Annotated in this window: 20 protein-coding genes; 16 read left to right on the top strand and 4 right to left on the bottom strand. The window is 65.2% G+C overall.

Annotated features, from left to right (window positions below):
• Positions 1 to 11: 11 nt before the first annotated feature.
• The 3 genes from AC1DEK_RS05685 to AC1DEK_RS05675 are packed head-to-tail and all read left to right on the top strand — an operon-like array spanning position 12 to position 2,775.
• Positions 12 to 1,007 carry a 2-hydroxyacid dehydrogenase gene (locus tag AC1DEK_RS05685; RefSeq protein WP_478124242.1) on the top strand — a complete coding sequence of 332 codons (996 nt, stop codon included), beginning with the start codon at positions 12 to 14 and terminating at the stop codon, positions 1,005 to 1,007.
• On the top strand, positions 1,004 to 1,885 hold the full coding sequence (locus tag AC1DEK_RS05680; RefSeq protein WP_478124241.1) for a TIM barrel protein: 882 nt from the start codon (positions 1,004 to 1,006) through the stop codon (positions 1,883 to 1,885). The genes AC1DEK_RS05685 and AC1DEK_RS05680 overlap by 4 nt, the downstream gene beginning before the upstream one ends.
• Positions 1,882 to 2,775 carry an alpha/beta hydrolase gene (locus tag AC1DEK_RS05675; protein ID WP_478124240.1) on the top strand — a complete coding sequence of 298 codons (894 nt, stop codon included), beginning with the start codon at positions 1,882 to 1,884 and terminating at the stop codon, positions 2,773 to 2,775. The genes AC1DEK_RS05680 and AC1DEK_RS05675 overlap by 4 nt, the downstream gene beginning before the upstream one ends.
• On the opposite strand, the gene AC1DEK_RS05670 is transcribed toward AC1DEK_RS05675, so the two are convergent.
• A complete protein-coding gene (locus AC1DEK_RS05670; protein WP_478124239.1) occupies positions 2,772 to 3,212 on the bottom strand; it encodes an Lrp/AsnC family transcriptional regulator in 441 nt (146 codons plus the stop codon). The genes AC1DEK_RS05675 and AC1DEK_RS05670 overlap by 4 nt on opposite strands.
• A 116-nt stretch (positions 3,213 to 3,328) precedes the next feature.
• On the opposite strand from AC1DEK_RS05670, the gene ilvB reads away from it, so the two are divergent.
• Both ilvB and AC1DEK_RS05660 read left to right on the top strand, forming a co-directional pair.
• A complete protein-coding gene (ilvB, locus tag AC1DEK_RS05665; protein ID WP_478124238.1) occupies positions 3,329 to 5,134 on the top strand; it encodes a biosynthetic-type acetolactate synthase large subunit in 1,806 nt (601 codons plus the stop codon).
• A gap of 135 nt (positions 5,135 to 5,269) precedes the next feature.
• Positions 5,270 to 8,827 (top strand): indolepyruvate ferredoxin oxidoreductase family protein, encoded by a 3,558-nt coding sequence (locus AC1DEK_RS05660; RefSeq protein WP_478124697.1) that lies wholly within the window; start codon positions 5,270 to 5,272, stop codon positions 8,825 to 8,827.
• Here the strand turns inward: AC1DEK_RS05660 and AC1DEK_RS05655 are convergent.
• The 3 genes from AC1DEK_RS05655 to AC1DEK_RS05645 form a co-directional block, all read right to left on the bottom strand.
• Positions 8,796 to 9,761: a LysR family transcriptional regulator gene (locus AC1DEK_RS05655; RefSeq protein WP_478124237.1), complete on the bottom strand. Its 966-nt coding sequence runs from the start codon at positions 9,759 to 9,761 to the stop codon at positions 8,796 to 8,798. The two genes, AC1DEK_RS05660 and AC1DEK_RS05655, sit on opposite strands and share 32 nt — an antisense overlap.
• Positions 9,762 to 9,821: 60 nt before the next feature.
• The gene (locus AC1DEK_RS05650) at positions 9,822 to 11,501 is read right to left on the bottom strand and encodes a tannase/feruloyl esterase family alpha/beta hydrolase (RefSeq protein WP_478124236.1); all 1,680 of its coding nucleotides are present in this window, start codon (positions 11,499 to 11,501) and stop codon (positions 9,822 to 9,824) included.
• A 1,193-nt stretch (positions 11,502 to 12,694) separates the two neighbouring features.
• Positions 12,695 to 13,312, bottom strand: coding sequence for a TetR/AcrR family transcriptional regulator (locus AC1DEK_RS05645; protein ID WP_478124235.1), 618 nt, complete (start codon positions 13,310 to 13,312; stop codon positions 12,695 to 12,697).
• Positions 13,313 to 13,450: 138 nt separating this feature from the next.
• On the opposite strand from AC1DEK_RS05645, the gene AC1DEK_RS05640 reads away from it, so the two are divergent.
• The 11 genes from AC1DEK_RS05640 to AC1DEK_RS05590 are packed head-to-tail and all read left to right on the top strand — an operon-like array spanning position 13,451 to position 24,116.
• Positions 13,451 to 14,527: a 2,5-dihydroxypyridine 5,6-dioxygenase NicX family protein gene (locus AC1DEK_RS05640; RefSeq protein WP_478124234.1), complete on the top strand. Its 1,077-nt coding sequence runs from the start codon at positions 13,451 to 13,453 to the stop codon at positions 14,525 to 14,527.
• Between the two features lie 37 nt (positions 14,528 to 14,564).
• Positions 14,565 to 15,047, top strand: coding sequence for a CoxG family protein (locus AC1DEK_RS05635; RefSeq protein WP_478124233.1), 483 nt, complete (start codon positions 14,565 to 14,567; stop codon positions 15,045 to 15,047).
• A gap of 2 nt (positions 15,048 to 15,049) precedes the next feature.
• Positions 15,050 to 15,901, top strand: coding sequence for an FAD binding domain-containing protein (locus AC1DEK_RS05630; protein ID WP_478124232.1), 852 nt, complete (start codon positions 15,050 to 15,052; stop codon positions 15,899 to 15,901).
• Positions 15,898 to 16,407: a (2Fe-2S)-binding protein gene (locus tag AC1DEK_RS05625; protein ID WP_478124231.1), complete on the top strand. Its 510-nt coding sequence runs from the start codon at positions 15,898 to 15,900 to the stop codon at positions 16,405 to 16,407. Before AC1DEK_RS05630 ends, AC1DEK_RS05625 begins: the two co-directional genes overlap by 4 nt.
• Positions 16,404 to 18,752: a xanthine dehydrogenase family protein molybdopterin-binding subunit gene (locus tag AC1DEK_RS05620; RefSeq protein WP_478124230.1), complete on the top strand. Its 2,349-nt coding sequence runs from the start codon at positions 16,404 to 16,406 to the stop codon at positions 18,750 to 18,752. The genes AC1DEK_RS05625 and AC1DEK_RS05620 overlap by 4 nt, the downstream gene beginning before the upstream one ends.
• On the top strand, positions 18,749 to 19,618 hold the full coding sequence (locus AC1DEK_RS05615; protein WP_478124229.1) for an alpha/beta hydrolase: 870 nt from the start codon (positions 18,749 to 18,751) through the stop codon (positions 19,616 to 19,618). The genes AC1DEK_RS05620 and AC1DEK_RS05615 overlap by 4 nt, the downstream gene beginning before the upstream one ends.
• Positions 19,615 to 20,814 carry an amino acid ABC transporter substrate-binding protein gene (locus tag AC1DEK_RS05610; RefSeq protein WP_478124228.1) on the top strand — a complete coding sequence of 400 codons (1,200 nt, stop codon included), beginning with the start codon at positions 19,615 to 19,617 and terminating at the stop codon, positions 20,812 to 20,814. The genes AC1DEK_RS05615 and AC1DEK_RS05610 overlap by 4 nt, the downstream gene beginning before the upstream one ends.
• Positions 20,815 to 21,717: a branched-chain amino acid ABC transporter permease gene (locus AC1DEK_RS05605; RefSeq protein WP_478124227.1), complete on the top strand. Its 903-nt coding sequence runs from the start codon at positions 20,815 to 20,817 to the stop codon at positions 21,715 to 21,717.
• Between the two features lies 1 nt (position 21,718).
• Positions 21,719 to 22,672: a branched-chain amino acid ABC transporter permease gene (locus AC1DEK_RS05600; RefSeq protein ID WP_478124226.1), complete on the top strand. Its 954-nt coding sequence runs from the start codon at positions 21,719 to 21,721 to the stop codon at positions 22,670 to 22,672.
• Positions 22,669 to 23,400 carry an ABC transporter ATP-binding protein gene (locus AC1DEK_RS05595; protein WP_478124225.1) on the top strand — a complete coding sequence of 244 codons (732 nt, stop codon included), beginning with the start codon at positions 22,669 to 22,671 and terminating at the stop codon, positions 23,398 to 23,400. Before AC1DEK_RS05600 ends, AC1DEK_RS05595 begins: the two co-directional genes overlap by 4 nt.
• The gene (locus AC1DEK_RS05590) at positions 23,397 to 24,116 is read left to right on the top strand and encodes an ABC transporter ATP-binding protein (RefSeq protein ID WP_478124224.1); all 720 of its coding nucleotides are present in this window, start codon (positions 23,397 to 23,399) and stop codon (positions 24,114 to 24,116) included. The genes AC1DEK_RS05595 and AC1DEK_RS05590 overlap by 4 nt, the downstream gene beginning before the upstream one ends.
• The last annotated feature ends 1 nt before the right edge of the window (position 24,117 follow it).

The following is a 24,117-nucleotide window of genomic DNA, read 5'->3' as shown; positions in this document are numbered from 1 at the left end:
GAAAGGATGTGATGGACAAGCCCCGGCTCCTCATCACGCGCCAGCTCACCGAGCAGGTGCTGCGCGAGGCGGATGAACAATTTGACGTAACGCTCTGGCCGCACGATGAACCGATCGGCGAGGCGCTCGAGAGCTGGTCGAGCGGATGCGACGCGGCCCTCGTGATGGCCACCGACCGGCTCGACCGCGCACGCCTCCAGACACTCGCGCGGCACGCCCGCGGCGTCGCGACCTATTCGGTCGGCTACGACCACATCGACCTCGATGCGGCCACCGCACTCGGATTGCCGGTCTTCTACACGCCCGATGTGTTGAGTGACGCGGTGGCGGAAACGGCCATGCTCCTGATCTTGTCCGCCGCCCGCGATGCCTCGTCCGCCGAGGCCGTGCTGCGTTCCGGAGAGTGGGGGCCCTGGTCGCCGACGAGATTTCTAGGGCGGCAGTTGACCGGGCGCTCTCTCGGCATCTTCGGCATGGGCCGGATTGGTCTTGCGCTTGCAAAGCGGGCGAGCGGGTTCGGAATGAGGGTTCACTATCACAACCGCTCGCCGCTGCCCGAGCAGGGTGCGTCGTTCGATCTCACGTACCACTCGACCCTCGAATCCTTGCTGGGCGCCAGTGATGTCTTTTGCGTCTGCGCACCGTCGACGCCCTCGACTCGAGGGGGCCTGGATGCTCGTCGCCTCGGATTGCTGCCGCCCGGCGCCGTTTTCGTCAACATCGCGCGGGGCGACTTGGTGGACGAGGACGCGTTGATCGAAGCCATTGCATCGCGCCGAATCGGAGCCGCGGGACTCGACGTTTTTCGGAATGAACCGCGGATCGATGAACGCTATCTGCGATTGCCGCGGACCACGCTTCTGCCGCACATCGGCAGCGCAACCTTCGAGGCACGCGCGGCGATGGGAAGCGTTGTGCTGCGAGCCCTCGCGCGCTGGCTCAACGAGCGGCAGCCCTCGGACAACTGCCTCAACCCATCGACGCTTCAGGCAAGGCACCTCGCATGACCTGGTCGCTGCGCTATGCGCCTCATCTCGGCTACCGCCCTCCGTTTCAACCGCTTTTCACGGCGATGGTCGGCTCGGAGGATCCGCTGGAACACATCCAATTTGCGGCGGACCAGGGCTTCGAGGGCGTCCTCTATGCAGCCGCACGTGCACGTCCGGCGGCGGAGCAGCAGAGGGTGGGCGACGCGTTGGCGGCGCACGGGCTCGAAGCAGGTTGCATGCTCTACACGACCTTCGATCAGCTTCGCAACACGAGTTGGGCGACCGACAGCAAGGAAGCGCGCGCATGGATCGAGGCCGAACTCGCGCAGGCCGTGGCGGCGGCGCATCGGGTCGGCTCCAAGCACCTGGCAGTGCTCGGTGGCGCGCAGCCGCAACTGCCGATCGCCTACCAGCACGCCGCGCTGGTGCAGAACCTGCGATATGCAGGAGACATTGCCGCGCGCGCCGGCCTCACGCTCTGCCTCGAGACCTTGAGCCGCAAGAGCATTCCGAACATGCTGCTGCAGCACATGCCCGATGCGATCGCGGTCGCACAGGCCGTGAATCATCCCGCGGTGCGCCTGATCTTCGACACCTCCCACGTGCAGGTGATGGACGGCGACCTGCTCTTTCATCTGGAGCAGGGCTGGGATTGGATCGAAATCGTGCAACTGGCCGACAACCCGGGACGAATGGAGCCGGGAAGCGGAGAGATCAATTTCGAGAGCCTGCTGCGGCTGTTGTGGAGGCGCGACTACCGAGGTTTGGTCGAACTCGAATACGGCTGGCGAACGCCGGGCCTGGACAGCGAGCGCCTTGGGCTGGCGATGCTCCGCCGGCTCGATGCCGCAGCGAGCGACGCGCGCTCGCATCATTTATCTGGAGATCAAGCATGACGACCCCCGACACCCATTGCACATCGGCCATCGAGATGGGAATCCGCGCACTCGGCGCTAAGTTCGACCCCGAAGTTCTCGCCGCGACCCGAGCGATCTATCGGCCGGCCGTGAATCTGGACGAGGCAGCGCATGAGCAGATCGACGTGTCCTATGGAAGTCACGCGCGGCATCGGCTGGACATCTACGCACCTGCGGGTCAGCCGCGCGCGATCGTGACTTTCATTCACGGTGGAGGCTTTGTTGCCGGTGACAAGAACGCCGATGGCGTCTTCTATCGCAACGTGGGTCGTTGGCTCGCTCGCAACGGCTATCTGGCGGTGCTGCCCAATTACCGCCTTGCGCCGGCAGACGGATGGCCCGCCGGAGCCCGGGACGTTCAGGCGGCGCTGCAGTGGATCGAGGAGCAACGCGAAAGCCTCAGCGCGCAGCATGCGCCGCTGGTTCTGTGGGGCCAGTCCGCCGGTGCCAGCCACGTAGCGACCTGGTTGTTCGACGATCGGGCGCGCGGCAGCGATCCTGTGCATGTCGCGGCCATCATGCTGATGAGCGGCTTCTACAGTGCCGTTGCTCCGCTGCCCGCCGGCCCGAAAGCCTATTTTGGCGAGGACACGGCGCTGTACGTCGAGCGTTCGCCGCTGACACACGTGCGCGCCGTCGACACGCCCATCTGGATGGGTCTCGCGGAACTCGATCCAGGTTGGATAGCCCAGCAGACCTATGCGATGGCACGGGCGCTCACGATCGCCATCGGGAGCAGCCCGGGCTTTCATCTCTTCCGCGGTCACAACCACGTGTCGGCGCTGCACAGCCTCGGTTCGCCCCAGCAAGACGCGGGGGACGAAGTGCTCCGCGTCCTCGAAGACGTCATCGCGCGGCAAGCCGCCTAGAGCGGGATGCTTGCCTCTTTGAGCACCCGGAGCACAAAGCTCGACTTGCTGTGCCGGATTCCGGGAATCTTGTAGAGCTTCTCGCGAAGCAGCCGCTCGTAGTCGCGCGTGTCGCGCACCGCGATGCGGATGTAGTAGTCGTAATCGCCCGAGACCAGGTAGGCCTCCTGGATCTCGGGGATGGCGGCGAGCGCGCGTCCGAACTCGTAAAGCGTTTCGTCGGTGTGGCTTTCGAGCGTGAGTTGAACGATGACGAAATCGTTGTAGCCGAGCTTGACCGCGTCGAGGTCGACCGTATAGCGCTTGATCACGCCCTGCGCTTCGAGCTTCTTGATGCGCGTCCAGCAACTGGTGGCCGAGAGGCCCACTGCCGCACCGATCTCCTGCAGGGTCTTGCGCGAGTCCTTGCGCAACTCACGCAGGATGGCGATGTCCATCCTCTCCGATGATTCTTCGGAAGAAAGCGAAGAAGGCGGATTGGTTTTCATGTATGGGGCCTAAAGCATGGGAAAGAATGAAGCCTATTCTGCGCGATTGGCGAAAAAATGCAGGCATGGAACTGCTTTCTGCCCAAAGACATCTGCCGCCCGCTGCGGCGCCCTCCCTGCCACGCGTGCGCAATGGCGCAGCCGCTGTACTCGACACCCTGATCGAATGCGGCGTCGACACCCTCTTTGGATACCCGGGCGGCGCCGCATTGCCGCTATACGATGCCTTGCACGGCGAGCCGCGACTGCGCCACGTGCTTGTGCGACACGAGCAGGCGGCCGTTCATGCGGCAGAGGGCTACGCGCGCACGACAGGCCGTGTCGGCGTGGTGCTGGTCACCTCCGGGCCGGGCGTGAGCAACACCATCACCGGGCTGCTCGACGCGATGAGCGATTCGATCCCCGTTCTGTGCATCAGCGGGCAGGTCGCCACGGCCGTCATCGGAACCAATGCGTTCCAGGAAAGCGATGCGCTGGGCATGTCACGCCCGGTGACCAAGTGGAACTACCAGCCGCGCATGGCTGACGAAATCCCCGATGTGATACGCCGTGCACTCGACATCGCGGCGTCGGGTCGCCCCGGGCCGGTGCTGATCGATGTGCCGAAGGATGTGCAGCTGACGCCGCTTGGGCTGCCGGGCAGGGCGCCTGCACGAGTCCCGCGCAAGCCGCGAGCCGATACAACGCCCCTGACGCCCGCGAGGCCCGCGGCGGGCGCACTGCAACGCGCTGCGGACCTGCTGTCGACCGCGCGGCGGCCGATCTTCTATGGAGGCGGCGGGCTGGTGAACTCCGGGGCTCTCGCGTGCGAGAGCTTCGCTCGGTTGGTTCGCCGGCTCAATGCGCCCTGCACCTTGACGTTGATGGGCTTGGGCGCGTTTCCGGCATCGGATCCGCACTTTGTCGGCATGCTCGGCATGCACGGCGCGCTGGAAGCCAATCTCGCAATGCATGAGGCCGACCTCGTCGTGTGCGTTGGTGCGCGCTTCGATGACCGGGTGACGGGCAAGCTCGACGAGTTCTGCCCTCACGCGCGCAAGATTCACATCGACATCGATCCAGGCAGCATCAACAAGGTCGTGAAGGTCGACGTGCCCATCGTGGGCGACTGCGGCGAAGTGCTCAGGGCGCTGCTTGCGATGCCGGAACTGCAGACGTTGCCGGCACAGCGGCTGGCACCGTGGTGGGAGCGCATCGGGCGCTGGCGAGCCGAGCGCTGCTTCGAGTTCTCGGCGCGCGCCGATGTGATCCTGCCGCAATCGTTGATGGCTTCGCTCCAGCGCTCGGTGCAGGGCCGGGATGCGATCGTCTCGACCGACGTCGGGCAGCACCAGATGTGGGCTGCGCAGTATCTTCGCTTCGAGCGGCCCGGACGTTGGCTGACTTCGGGCGGTGCCGGAACCATGGGCTACGGACTTCCCGCGGCCATAGGCGCTCAGATCGCCCATCCAGACGCTTTGGTCGTTTGCGTGAGTGGTGATGCATCCGTGCTGATGAACATCCAGGAGCTCTCGACAGCCGTGCAGCACCGCACCCCTGTAAAGCTGGTGCTGTCGAACAACGGCTACATGGGCATGGTGCGCCAGTGGCAGGAACTGAATCACGGCAACCGCCTGAGTCACAGCTGGAACGAGGCGCTGCCCGATTTCGTTGCACTGGCAAAGGCCTTCGGCTGGGGCGCACGGCGGGTGTCCGATCCGGGCGAACTGGAAGCCGCACTGGCCGAATGCCTGGCCTTCGAGGGGCCCTTCTTTCTGGACGTGCACGTGGCCGCGCAGGAGAACTGTTTTCCGATGATGCCGTCCGGACATGGCCACCATCGTGTGCTGCTGGGCAAGGACCGTTGGTACGAGGAGGAGCCGAACGCCTGATTGCCTGATACATCGAACCAGTTTTCGTGCAGCAATGCGACCGGCGGGCTACCCGCCGCCGATCGCCCGACACGCACCGCCGTTTACCGATGGCCGAGCGTGCCTTGTGTGATTCCTACCGGATTCCGAACCATGATGACAATACCCGAGCTCGCCAGCGTTTCGCTGGACGACAAGTACACATCGACCACCGGCCGCGTCTACCTGAGTGGCATTCAGGCGCTGGTGCGCCTGATGCTCGCGCAGCGTTGGCGGGACCAGGCCAACGGCCTGAACACCGCAGGGTTCGTATCCGGCTATCGTGGCTCGCCGCTAGGAGGCATTGACGAGGCCTTTTGGCACGCCCAAAAGCACCTCGATGACAACGGCATCAAGTTTCTGCCGGGCGTCAATGAAGAGTTGGCGGCAACGGCCGTCTGGGGCACGCAGCAGGTTCACCTGACGGGTGAGAGCCTGGTCGATGGCGTCTATGCCATGTGGTACGGCAAGGGTCCTGGCGTGGACCGCTGCGGCGACGTCTTCAAGCACATGAGCCATGGCGGCACTTCGCCGCATGGCGGCGTTCTGCTCGTGGCCGGCGATGACCATGGCGCGTACTCCTCGACGCTGCCCAACCAGAGTGATCACATCTTCTCCGCGGCCATGATCCCGATGCTCTACCCGCAGAGCGTGGAGGAATACATCGAGCTCGGCCTGCATGGCTTCGCGATATCGCGCTTTGCAGGCTTGCCGGTGGGCTTCAAGGCGCTTGCCGATACGGTCGAGTCATCGGGACCTATCTCCGCTGACGCAGCGGGCGTGCAAACCCTGCTGCCTCGCGATTTCGTGTTCCCGACCGGCGGTGTCCATGCCCGGTTGTCCACCGACACGCTCGGTGTTCAGGCGCGCAAGCAAGAAGCATTGATGCAGGACTACAAGATCTATGCCGCCATCGCCTACGCGCGCGAGAACCGGCTCAACCACGTCACGATTGACTCGCCACGAGCCAAGCTCGGCATCGTTGCGTCGGGTAAGTCATACCGCGACGTACTGGAGGCTCTGGAAGAACTCGGCATCGACGCCGACGTGGCTTCGCGCATTGGTGTGCGGGTGTTCAAGGTCGCAATGCCCTGGCCGCTCGAACCGGATTCGATCCGCGAATTCGCGGCCGGTCTCGACGAGATTCTGGTGGTCGAAGAGAAGCGCCAACTCGTTGAATACCAACTCAAGGAACACCTCTACAACTGGCGCGAGGACGTGCGGCCGCGCGTCATCGGCAAGTTCGACGAGGCCGGCGAATGGGCGCATCCACGGGGGAACTGGCTGCTGCCGGCAACGGCCGACTTTTCGGTCGCGCAGATCGCGCGAGTGGTCGCAGGGCGCATCGCGCGCTTCCACACGAGCGACATGATTCGCGCCCGGCTGGCGATCCTCGATGCCAAGGACGTCGTTCTCGGCAAGGCGGTCGCGACTCCGTCTCGCCCGGCGTGGTATTGCTCGGGCTGCCCGCACAACACCTCCACCAAGGTGCCCGAAGGCAGCCTTGCACTGGCCGGCATTGGCTGTCACGTGATGGCCACGGCCATCTATCCGCAGCACAACAAGACCACGACCCACATGGGCGGGGAGGGCGCACCCTGGTTGGGGCAGGCCTGGTTTTCCCGGCGCAAGCACGTGTTTGCAAACCTGGGCGACGGCACCTATTACCACTCCGGATCGATGGCGATCCGCGCGGCTGTCGCGGCGGATGTCCGTATCACCTACAAGATCCTCTACAACGACGCCGTGGCAATGACGGGTGGTCAGCCGGTCGACGGGCCAATCAGCGTTGCGCGCATCGCGCAGCAGGTCGCGGCAGAAGGCGTCAGGCGCATCGCCTTGGTGGCGGAAGATCCGAGCCGCTGGCGCGACCGCACCGGACTGCCGACGGACAGCCCCTCCATGAGATTCACGCTGCATCATCGCGACGAGATGGACGACGTGCAGCGCGAACTGCGCGAATTCGAAGGCGTCTCTGTCCTGATCTATGACCAGGTATGCGCGGCCGAGAAGCGCCGGCGGCGCAAGAAGGGCGAGTTTCCACAGATTGCCAAGCGCGTCTTCATCAATGAGGCCGTGTGCGAGGGTTGTGGCGATTGCGGCGAGCAGTCGAACTGCACGTCGCTGCAGCCTCAGCCGACCGAATATGGCCTCAAGAGGCGCATCGACCAAAGCTCGTGCAACGCCGACTATTCATGCATCAGCGGCTTTTGCCCGAGCTTTGTGAGCGTCGAAGGAGTCAAGCCGCGAAAGAGCAAACCCGTCGACACGAAGTCAGCGGCGAGCTTCGACCTTCCTGAACCTGTGCTGCCCTCGCTCGATCAGATTCACAACACACTCATCACAGGCATCGGAGGTACGGGTGTCATCACGATCGGCGCGCTCATCGGCATGGCGGCGCATCTGGAGGGCAAGGGCGTCAGCGTGCTCGACATGACTGGCATGTCGCAGAAGAACGGCTCGGTGACTTCGCACGTTCGCATTGCGACGAACAGCGCGCAATTGAAGGCGCAACGCATTCCGACGGGCGAGGCGGATCTCGTCCTGGGCTGCGACATGCTCACCACAGGCGCACCCGATGCCATCGCCAAGATGCGGCCGGGGCGCACCTATGCGCTGGTCAATACATTCGAACAGCCCACGGGCGAATTCGCACAGAACGCGGACTGGGCGTTTCCGGCAGCGCAGGTGAGAGAACTGATCGAAGAGTCAGTCGATCGACGCGTGGACTTCGTGGACGCTACGCGGCTGGCGACCCGCCTCATGGGGGATGCGATTGCAGCCAACCTGTTTCTGCTCGGGTTCGCATTCCAGAAGGGTGCCATACCACTGACATCTGGAGCGCTGATGAAGGCTATCGAGACTAACGGAGTGGCTGTGAAGGCCAATCAGATCGCGTTTCAGTGGGGACGAAAGGCCGCTCTGGATCTGGCAGCGGTCGCAAGGGAAGCCTCGCCTGTGCAGGCGGTCACGGTGCACAGGAGGAAGTCCCATGCTTCGCTCGTTGCTCACCGCGTCGCCTTCCTTACCGACTACCAGGACGCCAGCTATGCAAAGCACTACGAAGATTTCGTCGCACGCGTGCGGCAGATCGAACTGGAGCACGGCGGCACCGGTGAACTGGCGGATGCCGTTGCCGCGAATCTCTTCAAGCTGATGGCATACAAGGACGAATACGAAGTCGCACGCCTTTACACCGACGGAACCTTTCTTGAGAAGCTGCAAGAGGATTTTGAGGGAAAGCCAAAGTTGACCTTCCACCTGGCTCCGCCGATCTTCGCAAGGCGCGATCGCCACGGCCTACCGGTCAAGCAGACCTTTGGACCTTGGATGTTGCATGCATTCCGAGTTCTTGCCTCATTGCGTCGGCTGCGCGGTACGCGCCTGGATGTCTTCGGCGGAACAGCCGAAAGGCGAATGGAACGGGAGTTGATTCAGGACTACCGACGGACGATTGAGCAGGTGATTGCCCGCATTGAAACCGAAGGTTGGGACTCGGCGCGTGATTTCGCTTTGGCGATTGCGCGCCTGCCGGAGCAGATCCGCGGCTACGGCCATGTCAAGGCGGAAAGCATCATTGCGGCGCGCGTGCGTTGGACAAGCTTGATGCAGCAGCTATCGACGGTCTCTCGTTCTCGCGCGCCTATGGATGAAGCGGAACGACAGCATTGGTGACCCGCATGGGCGCCAGCAAGTCAGACAGAAAATCCAGCAGTGCGCGGGTCTTGGCGGGAGCGAGGTGGGACGCCGTCAACGCATAGACGGGCAAGCTCGACGCATTCCATTTCTCGAGCACCTGCACCAGGCGGCCGGCCTGGACTTCAGGGCCTGCGAATACGTCGGCCAAGACGGCGATGCCGTTGCCGGCCAGGGCAAGATTCCGAATGAAGCGAACATTGTTGGCAGCAGCGCGCCCTTGCACGTCCACGGCCACAGATCTCCGGCCCGCGTGCAGCGTCCAGCGTCGCTCCGGTTGCTCTGTTCCACGCTCACTGCGCAGCACACACTGATGCCGCGCCAGATCATGTGGAGCAAGCGGCTGCCCATGGCCCGACAGGTACTCTGGCGAGGCATAGAGGCAGCGGGGCAAATCGCCAAGCTTGCGGACCACGAGCGAGGAGTCCGGGAGCTCTCCCATGCGCACTGTGACGTCATACCGCTCGGCGAGCGGATCCATCCATTTCGGAGTGAAGTGCAGTTCGAGCGTCACGTCCGGATACCGGTCCAGAAACTCTCGAACCTTATCAGCCGTGAATCGAACGGTGAAATCGATTGGAGCGGCCATCCGCAGGTGGCCCTTCGGTTTGGCAGGCGCAGTCTGAGCCAGTTGTGTGGCTTGGATGATTTCGTGCATTCCGCGACTGCATTGCTCGAAATAGCTCTTACCTTCATCCGTAAGAACCAGCGTTCGCGTGGTGCGGTTGATCAACTTGATTCCGAGCTCTTTCTCTAGTGCCGCGACGCTTCTTGAGGTCGACGACTTCGGCATGTCGAGGGTTTCTGCCGCAGCGGTGAAGCTTCCGGCCTTCGCCACTTCAAGGAAGACCCGAACGTTGTGAACCGTTGCTGGCTTCAAATGCGCACTCCAATTGTTCCAGTCCATGAACATTGTTGTCGATCGGGTGCTCCTTTTGAATTTGTTTCGACTTCAGGACTTTGGCTGGCACTCCTATCTGCAATAAAAATTGCTGGCCCCATTCGTGTCTCCGCTGCCTTTGTAGACAGGCTGGCTCGGATACGGACACAACGGCCGCTGCAGTGAAATCGGCTTGGTGACGTCGCCGTTCTGGAACTTCGTGGCGACGAATATTTCAGGCGCGATACCGCTTTCAACCCAATCGCGCAAGGCGCGCACCGCATCATGTTCAGGATCGTTCGAAACAGTCTGCTGTGCGATCGCGCCAAAGTGCCACGGCCCCTCGCCAGCGCCACCATGGCCCACGCCTGACATCATGAAGAGGCGGTAGAAGTTTTGTTCCGCTGCCCGGTCTCCACCCGATGTGCGGTCCCGAACTTCATCGTAGTACTGCACGATGCGTTCGGGCATCGTCACAGCGTCTTGCCAGCCTTGGTACTGGATCAGTTTGCCTCCCGCCTGCCTGAATGCGCTCAAGTCGGTCTGCTGGTCGACATTCATGAAGCCCAGCGCGCTTTCAACCGAGGGCAAATCGGTGTGGACGTTGAATGTCGAAGCGTCCCACGCGGCATTGCCCAAGGCGATCTTGTAGACGGTAGCCGCATGCGCAGGAGTGGCTGTCACATACCCGAAGCCGATCCAATCGGTCTCGAATCCGTGGAGATATCCCGGGTAGAGATATTCGGAAGTGACTTGATCCCGTAGCGGCGACAGCACATGGGTCAATGCGTCAGCTTGTGCGGCGGTGAAGCAGGTCGAGGGGTCTTGGCCCGACGCGCACAACAGTGAATGCGGGTCCCAGCGGCAGGCGCGTGGGTCGCGCATGATTCCATCCGTCGCACCATCCGCAGCATCGCATGCGGCGATCGACGATCTTCGCGCAAGATTCAGCAGCGCCGTTCCTAGCGGCCCCTGAATGCCGGCTTTCACAAGTTGCTGGCTTGCGAAAAGCTTCTGTGTGGCCACACGGGTCCAGTTGATCAGAGCGGGGCCGGCGAGCACTCCATTGAAATCCGTAGGGTACTTTTGGGCCGACATCAATCCATCCCGTCCTCCTGTTGATGTGCCATTGAAGTACGCATAGGAAGCGGCTTTCGCATAGTAGCCACGGACAATCGCCTTGGAGGCAACCGCCGTTTCGTGCGTTGCGCGATATGCAAAGTCAATGACACGCTCCGGAAAGCCGATGGCCCAACTTGCGTCGCTGACCGCTGTCGCTGTATGACCACCATCCGTGATGGCGATCGCATACCCGGATCGAAGTTGTGGCGCCATCGAGCTCCAATAGGAAGAAAAGGCCGTGCCCCAGCCGTTCTGTCCCAGTTGTTGGTACCGGCCATTCCATGCCGTGGTGGGTAGCCAAAGCTCCATCCCGATCTTCGAACCGGAGACGGGCGTCAGGTTGGCGGTGACCCGGCAAAACGCCGGCAGGTCGGCGAATGCGGTCGTACTTCCGGCCGGCTGGTACGTGCCCGCCGCAACAGCCTGCGTTGCGGTGATGTCCACGTTCGGCAGTTGCAAGCCCCGGACGCTTTCGCAGCTGATGGCTGCCGCAGTCGGTTGTGCCCCGGCTGCGGCCGGCGCAAAGTCATTCCCGCCGCCGCAGGCAACTACGCCCACCACGCTGAGAGCGCAGATAAAAACATGAACACCTGCTCTGACGTACCTGGCTAGCGCGCAGCGTGACACGCTGGAAATCAGCACCATCGACATCTTGTCTCCTTTGTTATGAATGAGAGGTGTAGCCCGCGAATCGCCGGACCAACGACCTCCTGGGCGGCGCCGTTTTCCATCGAGGCGCACGCGCGATACAGCGCTGCAGCATCCTATTGACGAGGGCCCACTGCAAAAATAGCTTTCGTGGAAAACAATGTTTCCGCGCCGGAACAATGGGATGGCGTAGCTCAACGCCCATGTGTGGCGGCTTCGGGACAAAGGGTTAAGCCGTTGTGGGCCGAGCCGCCAACCCGACGACGATGCAAACGGCCTTCGACTGCGCGCCGGATCAGCGCTTTCCGTGTGTGCTTGGCGCTTTCAGCGTTTGATTGACTCGCCTATATCGGCTTCACTTTGAACGGGGCTTCGACAAGCACCAAGTCCATCACGCCTCGCGCGATAGCTCGTGAATCTGGCGCATGCTCTCGCGTTGCTCGGGTGCCTGTTCATACCGTCGAAGTCTTCGGTCTTTGCCACTTCCCGGATCGTTTCCATGGCAACCGATTCGAGCTTGCTGACCTCCTCTTCGAGCCAGTCCGGATTGCATCCTCGGCCTCATTCGCATGAATCACGTTGCGCAGACGTTGCGCGTGTTGGTTTCCTAGGCACAGCATCGCTGGAACGACCGCAGCGCGGCGGATAGCACGCATCTGCTCGCGGGGTCGGAAGTCCGCAACCGCTGCTGCATAGGCAACCTTCAATTTAAAACACTGCGGTGCTCGCCGCAGAGAGCGATTATCCGAAGGGCGAGCCTCATCGCTGAGGCTTCGGGACCGGACAGACTCATCGATGCCGGCGAGCCGGGTGTTTGTGACAAGGTCGGCCTCGAGTGCGAAAGGACAGCCCAAAGCTGGTGTGAGCCCATGTCCTACCGCGAAAGCTACTACCAGGTGTGAGGGGCAGATGGTGCGAGCGTTGGCGTCCCACTCCGGTGTGCGTTTTGCCCTTGACTTCACGAAGTTCCTGTCGATGCGGCGGTGGCGAAAGAGCCGAAACTCCGAGAATGAAAGACTGGTATGTTCCTTCGCCCAGCGGAGACACGAACTCCGCGTTTGAGGCGGGCGGAGCAGGGCGGTCATGGAACTCGACGAAGCGACCGATGGTGCGGTCCCCGAGGGCAGTTGGAGAAAGTCGCGCGGGCATGCGGCGCAATGCGGAACGACGGCCAGCGAAGCGTGGAGACGTTACGCTCAGTCGGACGACTCCACCCGCATGCCCGTGCCGTCGTCGCCCGCCCTGGGCGATGCAGTGCCCAGCATCCCGCAGAAAAGGCGTGCCGCGTTGGCGTTGAACGCCATGCCATGGTCGAGCTGGACGTTCATCGCGAAGCCATCGAAGGCCATGAGCACGATCCCTGCGATGACCTTGCTCTCGGCCTTCGTGACGGCGAGGCAGTCGGCAAGCCAGAGTGCGACGCGTTCCTGGAACAGCTCGCGCAAGTGCGGGCTGTAGTCGTCGCCGCCGCGGGTCGTCGAGAGCGCCTGCATGATGTTCTTGGCGAAGCCGTTGTTCTCGCGCGGCAGGTCACGCCACAGGATGACGAGCAGGCGCTCGAGCCGCTCTCGCGGCGAGCCGACCCGCTTCAGGGAACGATCGAGCCGGTCGAGGCGCTCCTTGAGCCAGGGTTCGTACAGCGCGTAGAGGATGTCGAGCTTCGAGCGGAAGTAGACATAGACGTTCGCGGTCGATATCCCGGCCTCGCGCGCGATCGCGGGGATTGAGCTGTCGCTGTAGCCCTGTGCGGTGAACAGCCTGAAGGACGCTGCAAGGATCGCCTCGCGCACATCTTTCTTCTTCGTCTGTGACATGGGATCCGGTCCTGTTCCAAAGGGTGGTGAAGGATTCTCTCAAAAATGAATGGTATTCGCTATTGACATCCATTTGCTCGATTCCTAAAGTAGTTCCCAATCCGCCGATTGGCTGGCGGGCACCAGAGGATTCCACCGATGCAAGCAGCGATCCGCACCCAGGAGCTCAACCCCGCAAAGCTCATGTCCCTCTTTCGCAAGCAGTTCGAGTTGTGCCGGGTCGGGCCCGGGCAGACCGTCGCGATCGTTAGCGATCTCGGGACGCGTCGCGAGTACATCGAGGCCGCCTTCGCGGCCGCGCAGGACATCGGCTTCGACATCTACGAGATGTGCGTCAACGCGATTCCCGGATGGACCAGCGTGGGGGTCGCGACCATCGGGAAATGCAAGGGTACGCTCGAGGCGCTGATGGCGGTCGATTTGGTGCTGATCTTCCACGTGCCGCTGTTCTCCAAGTGGCTGCGCGACGTGCAGGCCAAGGGCGTGCGCGTCCAGATGATCATCGACGCGCCGGACGATCTCTATCAGCTGCAGTCGCCGCCCGGCCTGAAGGAGGCCGTGCTGCATGCGCAGTCGCTCTACCAGAAGACGCGTGAAGTGCGTGTGACGAGCCGGGCCGGGACCGACCTTACGTACCGGTGCGGCGAGTACCCAGTCATGAGCCAGTACGGCATGGCGGATGAGCCCGGGCGCTTCGATCACTGGGGCGTAGGACTGCTGCACACCTTTCCGAACGAGGGCAGCGCCCAGGGCCGCGTGGTGATCGCACCGGGCGACATCGTGATCCTTCCGTACTGCCGCTATGTGCAGGACGCGATCGAGCTCGAGATTCGGGACGGCCACATCGTGAGCATCGAAGGCGGGCTCGACGCGGCGCTGATGCGCGAGTGGCTGGGCGACGGCAAAGTGAGCGAGGGCGACCGCGACCCCTACGCGCTCTCACATCTGGGCTGGGGGCTCAATCCGCAGTGCCGCTGGGATTCCCTCGCGCTGCATGGCGATGCGCCCGAGCGCAGCCGCGCCGCGGCGCGCAGCTTCCCGGGCAACTTCCTGTTCTCGACCGGTCCCAACACGCAAGGCGGCGGCAAGCGCACGACGCGCGGCCACTACGACGTGCCGATGCGCAACTGCACCATCGCGCTCGACGGCAACGTCGTGGTGAAGGACGGCCGCGTGGCCGATCCGAAGATGGTTGTCGAGCGCGTGCCACGCTGATGACAAACGAGTCCATTTCTCCGCGGAGCCCCACTTCATGCTGATCGAAGGTCAATTCCCCATCGCGGCGGCGCCGCAGACCCTGCTGGTCCACCTGTTCGACGCGGGCCTGATGGCCTCCTGCCTGCCGGGCTGCGAGAAGCTCGAGGCCATCGATGCCGACCGCTATCGCGCTGTCGTCGCGATCGCGATGGCCGGCATCAAGGCGCGCTTCGACCTGCAGGTGCAGATCACCAAGCGCGACGAGCAGAACGTCTGGGCTCTCACACGCGGCGACGAGGGCGGCCACGCCAGCAGCCTGCAGGCGGACAGCCGCGTGAGCCTGGAGCCGACGCCCGAGGGCACGCTGGTGCACTACCGCTCCGAGGTTTCCGTCACCGGCCGGCTCGGCCGCTTCGCGCTGGGCATGATGAAGAAGAAGGCGCAGAGCATAGGCGACGAATTCGCCGCGAACCTGCAGCGCAAGCTTGAGCAACTCGGCGCGGCCGCCACGCAGGCTGCGGCGCCAGCGAGCCACTGAGCATGACGACCTTGCAGGGGCTCTATCGCCCGACGACCGTCGACGAGGCCACGGCACTGCTGGCCCAGGACGCGGAGGCCAAACCGCTGGCCGGCGGCGCCACCCTGGTGGCCATGCTCAACGCCCGCGTGATCGAACCCGCGGCGCTGATCAGCCTGGCGGACATCGACGAGATCAAGGGCATCACGGTGCAGGACGACGGCCGCGTGCGCATCGGCGCCTTCACGCGGCACCGCGAGACGGCCGCCTGCAAGCTGCCGCTCGGTAGCGCCGGCGTCGTTGCGCACGCGGCCTCGCAGATCGCCAACGCGACCGTGCGCAACATGGGAACGATCGGCGGCTCGATCTCGTTCGCCGATCCAGGGCTGGACTATCCGCCTGCGCTGGTCGCGGCGGGGGCCGTGGTCGAGATCGCTTCGGTGCAGGGCCGGCGCACTCTGCCGGCCGCCGAGTTCTTCGTCGACTGGTACCTGACCGCGCTCGAGCCCGGCGAACTGGTGACCGCGGTGCTGCTGCCTGCGGCCGACCGGGGCGCGGGCGTGTACATCAAGCACGCGCGCGTGGCGGGCGACTATGCGACCGCCTCGGTCGCGGCGTGTCTGCAGGCCGACGCCCGCATGAGCGTGGCGGTCGGTGCCTGCGGACCGACCCCGCTGGCCGATCCCGAGGCCAATGCGCTGCTGTCCACCGACCGCAGCGATGCCGCGATCGCGCGTGCGGCGCAGTGGCTGGTCGAACGCGCCGACCCGCTCGACGATGTCCGTGGCAGCGCGGACTACCGGCTTCTCTTGATTCCCAGGCTTCTGCTGCGCGCGGTGCGTGCCGTCGAAGCCGCTCACCGGAGTGCTGCATGACCCATCCGTCACCCAGGCCCCTGCAAGGCGTCGTGACCTTGCACGTGAACGGCGAAGGCGCGCAGGTCGACGCTGCCTTGCACGACACGTTGCTCACCGTCCTGCGCGATCGCTTGCAGCTGACCGCCGCCAAGCGCGGCTGCAACCAGGGCGTCTGCGGCGCCTGCACCGTCAGCGTCGACGGCGTGCCGATGCGGGCCTGCCTGAGCCTGGCGCACAACTGCGAAAGCGCTGAGGTGCGCACGCTAGAGGGCTTGCTGGACTGCCCGCACCTGCAGGCCCTGCAGGCCGCGTTCGCGCGCACGGGCGCTTTCCAGTGCGGCTTCTGCACGCCGGGCATGCTGGTCAGTGCCCGGTCGCTGCTGCAGCGCGATCCCGACCCTGACGAGCGGGCCATCCGGACGGCGCTCTCGGGCAACCTGTGCCGCTGCACCGGCTACGTGAAGATCGTCCAGGCCGTGCAGGCGGCCGCCCGGTCGCTGCTGCCCGAGGGGGCCGCATCGTGAGCGGCGCGGTCCTCGAAGCGGCTGCCTGCGCGGGTGGCGTGGGGCAGGGCATCCCCCAGCTCGAAGCGAACGAGAAGCTCACGGGCAGCGCGCAGTACATCGCCGATATGGTCCGCCCGGGCATGCTCCATGGCGCCATCCTGCAAAGCCATCTGCCCCACGCGCGCATCCGTGGCTATGACCTGCGCGAGGCGCTGGCGGTGCCCGGCGTTCGCGCGATCGTCACCGGCGACGACCTTCCCGATGCCCATCGCATGGGCGCCTTCATCAAGGACGAGCCGGCCTTCGCGAAGGGCAAGGTGCGCTACGTGGGCGAGATCGTCGCGGCCGTGGCGGCCGACACCGAGGCCATCGCGCGGCAGGCCACGCGCCTGATACGCGTCGACTACGAGGAGCTTCCCGCGGTGCTCGACCCGGCCGAGGCGCTGGCGCCAGGCGCCGCCGTGATCCACGAGGACGCGTCCTCATATGTGAAGGTGTTCGATGCCGGCACCGAAGGCAACCTGTGTTCGCGCACGTCCTTCCGTGCGGGCGACGCCGACAAGGCCTGGGCCGAGTGCGACTTGGTGGTGGAAGGCAGCTATCAGACCCAGGCCCAGGCCCACCTGTCGCTGGAGCCCTGTGGCGCGCTCGCGGAGATCGATGCGACCGGCCGGGTGACCTTGTGGTCGGCCAACCAGTCGGTGTTCCGGGTCCAGGCGAGCGTGTGCGAATCGCTGGGCCTGCCGATGACGCGGCTGCGCTGCCTCACGCCGCGCATCGGCGCGGGCTTCGGCAACAAGATGGAGGCGCACGTGCAGCCCGCCGTCGTGCTGCTTGCGATGAAGGCGCGCAAGCCAGTCAAGCTGATCCTGAGCCGCGAGGAAGACTTCGAGTCGGTCCGCGCCCGCCATCCCGCGATGATCCGGATGAAGACGGGCGTGAAGCGCGACGGCACGCTCGTCGCGCGAGAGACCGAGCTGGTGCTCGACGGCGGCGCCTATGGCGACGACAGCCCCGGCGTGCTCGGCTACGCGCTGCTGATGAACTGCGGCCCGTATCGCATTCCGAATGTGCATGCGCACGGACGGGTGGCGTACACGAACAAGCTGCGTTTCGGCGCCTTCCGCGGCTTCGGCGTGCCGCAGGTGACCTTCGCCTCGGAGACGCAGCTCGACGAGATCGCGCGAAAGCTCGGCATGGATCCGATCGCACTGCGGCGCCGCAACATGCTGGCCGGCAGCGACCCCTGGTTCGGCGGCCAGCCGATCCTGTCCAACGGACTCGCGCAGTGCGTCGAGATCGTCGAGAAGGCGTCGGGCTGGCCCCAGCCGTCAGCGCAAGGCCCATCGGACCGCAAGCGCGGCCTCGGTGTGGCGCTGACGGCCCATATCAGCGGACTGCTCGCCTCGGGGGCCATCGTGCGTGTGCTCGAAGACGGCACGGTGCTGCTCAACACGGGGGCGGTCGACATCGGCCAGGGCTCGAACACGGTGCTCACGCAGATGTGTGCGGAAGCCCTCAAGCTGCCGGTAGACCGGGTCGCGATCGCGAGCCCCGACACGGATGGCTCGCCCTACAACTGGGGAACGACCGCCAGCCGCGTGACCTACGTCGCCGGTCGCTCGGTGGTCGGTGCCGCAGCCGAGGTCGAAGGCAAGGTCAAGCAGCACGCGAGCGAGATGCTCGAGTGCTCGGTCGAAGACCTCGAGTTGCTGGCCGGCGGCCGTGTCGCGATCAAGGGCGTGGCGCAGCGTTCGGTGAGCTTCGCCGAGATCTCGGGCCGCGCGCATTGGGCGGCGGGCGGGCCGATCATTGGTACGCACAGCTGGGTGTTCGACCAGAAGACCGTGGACCCGAAGCGGGCGGTGGTCGAAGGGCTGCCGTTCCCGCAGATCGGCATCTACAGCTTCAATGCGCTGGTGGTTGAGGTCGAGGTCGACGAGCTCACCGGCAAGGTGCGTGTCGTGAACGCGTGGTCCGCCTGCGACATCGGTCGCGCCATCAATCCCACGATGGCCACGGGCCAGATCGAGGGCGCCTTCGTGCAGGGCATGGGCTACGCCCTCACAGAGGAGATGGTGTGGGACGGCGCGCGGCTCGCCAACCCGAGCCTGATGGACTACAAGATCCCGACATTCGCGGAACTGCCTGACAGCATCCATGCCTACCTCGTGGAGTCGAACGAGCCGAGCGGGCCGTTCGGCGCCAAGAGCGTGGGCGAAATCGGCATCAATGGCGTGGCGGCGGCCATCGCCAACGGCATCGCGCAGGCAACGGGCGTGCATCTCCACCAGCTGCCGCTGAGCGCAGAGCGGGTACTCAAGGGGCTGCTGGCGCAGCGCGACGAGGAGGGCACTTCGTGAAGCTCGACCACTACCCGCCACAGGAGCCCTTGTCGCCGCTGGGCGTGGCGTACCAGGAGCGCATCCTCGCGCTCGGCGAAGGCGTCGCGGGCGCCGAGGCGGCCTACGGCGACGACTCGTATCAGACGCTCGCGGTATTCCGCCCGCCGCAACCCAGCGGAGACGTGCTGGTCTTCTTCCACGGCGGCGGCTGGACCAGCGGCTACAAGGAATGGATGTACTTCATGGCCCCTGCGCTGATGGCGCAGGGCGTGGTGCTGGTCAGCGCGGGCTACCGGCTCGCGCCGCGCCATGTGTTTCCAGCCGGTCTCGACGATGCGGCGGACGCCGTCGCGTGGACCTGGCGTCACATCGGATCGCATGGCGGCGATCCGCGCCGCATCTTCGTCGGCGGGCATTCCGCGGGCGGCCACTATGCCGCGCTGCTGGCGGTCTCGGCGGCCTGGCGCCCACCAAGGACATTGCCCGCCGACGTGCTTCGCGGCTGCCTGCCCGTGTCGGGCGTTTATCGCTTCGGGCCGGGCAGCGGCCTATCGGTGCGCCCCCGCTTCCTTGGCAGCGGGGACGAAGCGCGCGTCGACGCCGACGCCTCGCCGCTGCACCGCCTGGACGCCGCGGCCTGCCCGCCGTTCCTGATCACCCACGGCAGCCGCGACTTTCCCCACCTCGTCACGCAGGCACAGCAGATGGAGGCGGCGCTGCGCGGAGCCGGCGTTCCCGTGCAAGTCCAGATCCTCGAAGGGGCCGACCACTTCGAGGCCAGCGTCGCCTGTGGCGAACACCCCTCGGGGTGGCCGGCACTCGCAGCAGCGTGGATGCGGCAGACCGCCGCATCGCCCATCCCGTCGACAGGAGAACGTCAATGAAAAGTCCCACATCGAATCGCAGGTTGGTCATGAGCGGCATCGCCGCGCTCGCCGTGATGGCATCGGTCCCCGCCGCCTTCGCGCAGGCCGACAAGCCGATCCGCATCGGCTACTCCATGGCACGCACGGGCATGCTGGCCAACGCCACGCCGTCGCAGTCCAACACCTATGAACTGTGGAAGGAGCAGGTCAATGCGCGGGGCGGAATGGATGTGGGGGGGCAGAAGCGCAAGGTCGAGTTCGTGACCTACGACGACCAGTCCAAGCCTGAGCAGGCCGTTCGCATCTACGAGAAGCTCATCACCGACGACAAGGTCGACCTGTTGCTGGCGCCCTGGGGCACGCCGTTTCAGATCGCGATCGCGCCAGTGCTGGAAAAGTTCAAATTCCCGATGGTCGGCAACACCGCGGCATCGGTCGCGCTGCGCCAGGTCAAGCCGGGCTACATCTGGTTCCCGACCTCGGCCATCCCGGACCGCATCGGCGTCGAGCTCACGGCCATGCTGAAGGCCAACAACGTGAAGACGGCCGTCGTCATCGCCAACGTGCTGCCGTTCACCAAGGAGATCAAGAACTACCTCGAGCCGGAACTGAAGAAGGCGGGCATCGAGGTCAAGTTCTCGACCGAGTATCCGCCGGACATCAAGGACATGACCTCGATCCTCACGCAGGTCAAGCAGGCCAATCCCGACGCGGTGCTCGCGCTCGCGTACCCGGGCGACTCGGTGCTCTACGCCAAACAGGCCAAGGAGCTCGGCATTGCCAGCCCGGTGCAGTTCATCGCGATCGGCCCGAGCGACGCCTTCTTCGCCAAGGCGGTCGGCGCCGCCTCGGCCGAGGACGTGATCACGATCGCGCACTGGTCGCCGCGTCCCGAGTGGAGGGGCTCGCAGGCCTTCTACGATGCCTACGTCAAGAAGTTCGGCGAAGACCCTGACTACCTGAACTCGGCACTCGCCTGGATGTCGCTCGAGATCCTCGAGACCGCTGTCGCCAAGGGCGGCCTCGACAAGTCGAAGATCCGCGAAGTGATCAGCAAAGACACCTTCGAGACGATCAACGGCCCGGTGCGCTTCGAGGGCGTGCAGAACGCGATCACGCCGACGGCCTTCGTGCAGACGCAGAAGGGCAAGCTCCAGATCGTGTGGCCCAAGTCCATCGCGACCGGTCAGTACGAAGCCAAGAAGTCCTGGTAAATGCCGGTCTTCGACGTGCTGTCGTCGGGGCAGCTGCTGTTCGCGGCCCTCGTGACGGGCTCGCTCTATGCGCTGGTCGCGCTGGGCCTGAACCTGGTCTACGGGACCATGCGGATGCTCAACGTCGCGCACGGCGATCTTGTGATGCTCGGCGCCTACGCGGGTTACTGGGCCTTCAGCATCGCGGGCATCTCGCCGCTGGTCGCGGCGCCGGTGGTGGCGGGCCTCGGGGCCTTGCTCGGCTACGCGCTCTACAAGGGGTTGTTCCGCCGCCTGCTGGCCGTGGCACCGGCCGACGCGGGGCGGATGGAGGGCAACTCGCTGCTGCTGTTCTTCGGACTGTCGATCATTCTGCAGAACGCCGCGGCCATGCTGTTCACGCCCAACAACCGGGCGTACCAGTACCTTGACGAGGTCTGGCGCGTTGGCAACGTCGCGATGACGGGCAACCGCATCGCGGCCCTCGTGGTCGCCGGCGCGACCTGCGTCGGCGTCGCACTGTTCCTCGGCCGCAGCATGGCGGGGCTCGCGATGCGCTCGGTAATCGAGCGACGGGAAGCCGCCTACATCGTCGGGGTCGACGTCGATCGCGTGCAATGGTCCAGCTTCGCGCTCGGCTTCGCCAGCGCGGCGCTGGCCGGCGTGCTGATGTCGATGCTCGAGCAGTTCTCGCCGTTCTCGGGCTTCCCGTTCACGATCGCGGGCTTCATCGTGATCATCCTGGGCGGCCTCGGTAACGTGATGGCGGGGCTGGTGGCGGCGCTGCTGCTGGGCGTGATCGAGACCTACGGCGTCGCCCTGACGTCGGCGAACCTGCGCTCGGTGCTGCTCTACGGCTGCTTCGTCGGCGCGCTGCTGCTCTTTCCCAACGGCCTGCTCGCCAGGCGCTCGACCCGAAAGTGACATGAACAATCTCTGGGGCGATCGGGCCTGGCTGGCCGCTGTGACGATCGGAGTAATGGCGATGTCGGCGCTACCGTTCGTGGCGAACGACTACCTCGTGGGCACCGGGCTCACCTTGCTGATGTGGCTCGCCCTCACGCAGAGCTGGTGCGTGCTGTCGAAGATGACGGGCTACGTGTCGCTGGGCCACGTGGTCTTCTATGGCCTCGGTGCCTACTTGATGGTGGTGACGTGGCAGCAGCTGCCGTTTGTGCTCGTGATTCTCGCGGCCGGGGCTCTGGCGGCGATCTTCGCGGCGCTGGTCGGGCTGCCTGTGCTGCGCGTGCGCGGACCCTATTTCGTGATCCTGACCTTCGGCCTTGCGGAGCTCGTGAAGTTCAGCATCATGGCGGCCGAGTCGGCCAGCGGCACCGCGAGCCGGATCCTGTTCGGCACGCCGGACCTGGTGGTCGTCTATTTCTCGATGTTCGCGCTGGCGCTGCTCGCCACCGGCTTGCTCACCTGGGTCAGCCGCTCGCGCTTCGGGCACGGGCTTCGCTCGCTGCGCGAGAACGAGGAGGCGGCCGAGACCTTGGGGGTGCCGGTGGTGCGCTTCAAGCTGATCGCGTTCGTCCTGTCGGCGGCGATTCCGGGCATGGTCGGCGCGGTCATGGCTTTGCGCTCGACCTACTTCGTGGTCGGCGGGGTTTTCGATCCGATGATCTCGATCACCGTGATCGCGATGGCGATCCTGGGCGGCGGGGACAACGCCAAGGGACCGATGCTGGGCGTGGTGTTTCTGTTCCTGATCCAGGAGCTGCTGTGGGCCAACGCGCCGCTGCTCTACATGATCATCCTCGGTGCGATCCTCATCACCTTCGTGCTTTTGCTGCCGAACGGGCTGGTCGGCCTCGCCGGCGCACGCGCCCGGCGGCGCGAGGCGCGCGAGGCACGGGCAGCAGGAGCCAGGCCATGAGCGCGCTGCTTTCCGTGCGTGGTCTGGGCAAGCGCTTCGGCGGCCTGACGGCACTCCATGACGTGTCCTTCGACGTAGTTGCTGGCGAGATCGTCGGAGTGATGGGCGCCAATGGCGCGGGCAAGACCACGCTGTTCAGCCTGATCGCCGGCAATTCCCGGCCCTCCGCGGGGACCATCGAGTTCGGCGGCACGCCCGTCGTCGGGCTTCGGCCCGACCAGATCTGCCGGCGCGGCGTCGCGCGTACGTTCCAGATCGTCAAGCCCTTCCCCTCGCTCACCGTGCTGGAGAACCTGCGCACCGGCGCTATGTTCGGACATGCGCAACTCCGGCGCCGGGCCGACGCCGATGCCGCGTCGCTGCAGGTGCTCGAAGAAGTGGGCCTCGCGAGCTTCGCCGGGCGCCCCGCGTCGTCGTTGACGCTGTCGGGGCAGAAGCGCCTCGAAATCGCGCGCTGCGTCGCCACCGGCGCCCGGCTCCTGCTACTGGACGAGGTCATGGCCGGCCTGACGCCGACGGAAGTCGGGCAGATGCTGGGGACCCTGCGCCATCTGCAGGCGTCGCGGGGATTGACGCTGCTGGTCATCGAACACGTCATGCGCGCGCTGATGGAACTGTGCGGCCGCATCGTCGTGCTGCACCATGGCGAACTGATCGCCGAGGGAACTCCGGCGCAGATCGGCGACAACGAGAAAGTGCTGTCGGTGTACTTCGGAGCGCATGCATGAGCAACACGGCAATGCTGGAGGTCGACGGCCTGGTCACCGGCTACGGGTCGACGCGCGTGGTCCACGGCCTGTCGCTGCAGGTCCGCGAAGGGGGCGTGACCGCGCTGCTCGGTGCGAACGGCGCCGGCAAGACGACGCTGATGAAGACCCTGTGCGGGCTGCTGCCGGTACAGGGCGGAGTGCTCCGGTTTCTCGGTGAAGACATCGGCCAAGCTGCCGCGGACCGCCGGGTCCTCGCGGGCCTGGTCCTGGTGCCCGAGGGTCGCATGGTTTTCCCCTCCCTGACCGTGCACGAGAACCTGCGCCTGGGCGGCGTCAACGTGCGCGCGCGGCCGCGCTGGAAGCACAACGTCGAGCGCGTGTTCGACATCTTCCCGCGCCTGCGCGAGCGCAGTTCGCAGCAGGCCATGACGCTGTCGGGCGGCGAGCAGCAGATGCTCGCGATCGGGCGCGGCCTCATGGCCGAGCCGCGGCTGATGCTGCTGGACGAGCCGACGCTGGGCCTCGCGCCGGTGATGGCGCTCGAGATCTTCGCGCTGGTGCGGCGACTGACTTCGGAAGGACTCACGCTGCTGCTGGCCGAGCAGGACGTACACCGCACGCTGGAAGTCGCCACCTATGCCTACGTCGTCGAGAACGGACGGGTGGCCGCTGAAGGGCCGGCCGCCGAGATTGCCGGCGACCCCCGCATCCGCCAAGCCTACCTGGGACTTTGAC

The sequence above is a fragment of the Variovorax sp. 10N420 genome, assembly GCF_056394705.1.
Note: the sequence above shows the minus strand (reverse complement) of the source record. Positions and strands in the feature narration are given on the sequence as shown.

Excerpts from the sequence above, each read along its gene's own strand:
- AC1DEK_RS05600 (WP_478124226.1), top strand. The coding sequence starts at position 21,719 with ATGAACAATCTCTGGGGCGATCGGGCCTGGCTGGCCGCTGTGACGATC.
- AC1DEK_RS05685 (WP_478124242.1), top strand. The coding sequence starts at position 12 with ATGGACAAGCCCCGGCTCCTCATCACGCGCCAGCTCACCGAGCAGGTG.
- AC1DEK_RS05645 (WP_478124235.1), bottom strand. The coding sequence starts at position 13,312 with ATGTCACAGACGAAGAAGAAAGATGTGCGCGAGGCGATCCTTGCAGCG.
- AC1DEK_RS05680 (WP_478124241.1), top strand. The coding sequence starts at position 1,004 with ATGACCTGGTCGCTGCGCTATGCGCCTCATCTCGGCTACCGCCCTCCG.
- AC1DEK_RS05590 (WP_478124224.1), top strand. The coding sequence starts at position 23,397 with ATGAGCAACACGGCAATGCTGGAGGTCGACGGCCTGGTCACCGGCTAC.
- AC1DEK_RS05635 (WP_478124233.1), top strand. The coding sequence starts at position 14,565 with ATGCTGATCGAAGGTCAATTCCCCATCGCGGCGGCGCCGCAGACCCTG.
- AC1DEK_RS05630 (WP_478124232.1), top strand. The coding sequence starts at position 15,050 with ATGACGACCTTGCAGGGGCTCTATCGCCCGACGACCGTCGACGAGGCC.
- ilvB (WP_478124238.1), top strand. The coding sequence starts at position 3,329 with ATGGAACTGCTTTCTGCCCAAAGACATCTGCCGCCCGCTGCGGCGCCC.
- AC1DEK_RS05660 (WP_478124697.1), top strand. The coding sequence starts at position 5,270 with ATGACAATACCCGAGCTCGCCAGCGTTTCGCTGGACGACAAGTACACA.
- AC1DEK_RS05595 (WP_478124225.1), top strand. The coding sequence starts at position 22,669 with ATGAGCGCGCTGCTTTCCGTGCGTGGTCTGGGCAAGCGCTTCGGCGGC.
- AC1DEK_RS05675 (WP_478124240.1), top strand. The coding sequence starts at position 1,882 with ATGACGACCCCCGACACCCATTGCACATCGGCCATCGAGATGGGAATC.
- AC1DEK_RS05655 (WP_478124237.1), bottom strand. The coding sequence starts at position 9,761 with ATGTTCATGGACTGGAACAATTGGAGTGCGCATTTGAAGCCAGCAACG.
- AC1DEK_RS05640 (WP_478124234.1), top strand. The coding sequence starts at position 13,451 with ATGCAAGCAGCGATCCGCACCCAGGAGCTCAACCCCGCAAAGCTCATG.
- AC1DEK_RS05605 (WP_478124227.1), top strand. The coding sequence starts at position 20,815 with ATGCCGGTCTTCGACGTGCTGTCGTCGGGGCAGCTGCTGTTCGCGGCC.
- AC1DEK_RS05625 (WP_478124231.1), top strand. The coding sequence starts at position 15,898 with ATGACCCATCCGTCACCCAGGCCCCTGCAAGGCGTCGTGACCTTGCAC.
- AC1DEK_RS05610 (WP_478124228.1), top strand. The coding sequence starts at position 19,615 with ATGAAAAGTCCCACATCGAATCGCAGGTTGGTCATGAGCGGCATCGCC.
- AC1DEK_RS05670 (WP_478124239.1), bottom strand. The coding sequence starts at position 3,212 with ATGGACATCGCCATCCTGCGTGAGTTGCGCAAGGACTCGCGCAAGACC.
- AC1DEK_RS05650 (WP_478124236.1), bottom strand. The coding sequence starts at position 11,501 with ATGTCGATGGTGCTGATTTCCAGCGTGTCACGCTGCGCGCTAGCCAGG.